Source organism: Endozoicomonas atrinae (assembly GCF_001647025.1).
Classification (GTDB): Bacteria; Pseudomonadota; Gammaproteobacteria; order Pseudomonadales; family Endozoicomonadaceae; genus Endozoicomonas; species Endozoicomonas atrinae.
This window is the reverse complement of the sequence record NZ_LUKQ02000702.1, coordinates 1-679: the sequence shown is the minus strand read 5'-3', so window position 1 is coordinate 679 and position 679 is coordinate 1. Positions and strand designations below refer to the sequence as shown.

Genomic DNA, 679 nt, shown 5'->3' with positions numbered 1-679 from the left:
TGGGATAGTCAGACAGCAGGTGCTTGTCGGCCACGTCGAGGGCTTTGGACTTGTCGTAGTCGTACTCGCCCAGGTATTCCACGAAGTCGAACTCGCTGCCGTCGATGGTGACACGGAAGAACAACGGCGCGTCCCAGAACAGGTGGTCGATCTCTTGCTGGAATGAGTCGGCGTTGGCTTCGGTGAGGTCGAGACCGCAAGTGGTGAGTACCTCGTTGGGGATGATGACTCTGGCATAGTCGCCTTGGCTGTAACCTCGGGTCTCCAGCTCGAAGTAGTCGGGTTCAAAGTGTTTCTCCATGAACTCGACGTAGTTCTGGTGGTCGTAGCAGTGGTTCCTGATGGCGTTGAGCATGACCTCCTTGGTGCATTTACGGATTGACTGGATGTCGTCGTATGAATTGAGTTCGCGGATCAGGTCACGCAGGTAGCGAGGGTCGCTGTTGTATGTCCACTCGTAGAAGAGTTTGAAGACCTGCTTAACGGACTCTGCCACCTTGAACGTCTTCTCGAAGTTGCTGACATCGACGTTGCCGTAGTGACTGAAGACGTGCTGCTTGTACTGCTTGATGTAGGTGAACGACTCGCTGAAATCGTACTGTGCCCTGGCGCAGTCGTAGAAGCAGGTCAGTTCTATGTTGAGTCCCGTTGAACTCATGTCGAAGTTATTCTTGTACAT

1 protein-coding gene is annotated in these 679 nt (G+C 53.3%); it reads right to left on the bottom strand.

The features are described from left to right. Nucleotides 1-658 (bottom strand): hypothetical protein (locus AK963_RS30145; RefSeq protein ID WP_202969958.1); only part of this gene is annotated, 658 nt, incomplete at its 3' end. Nucleotides 659-679: the final 21 nt, after the last annotated feature.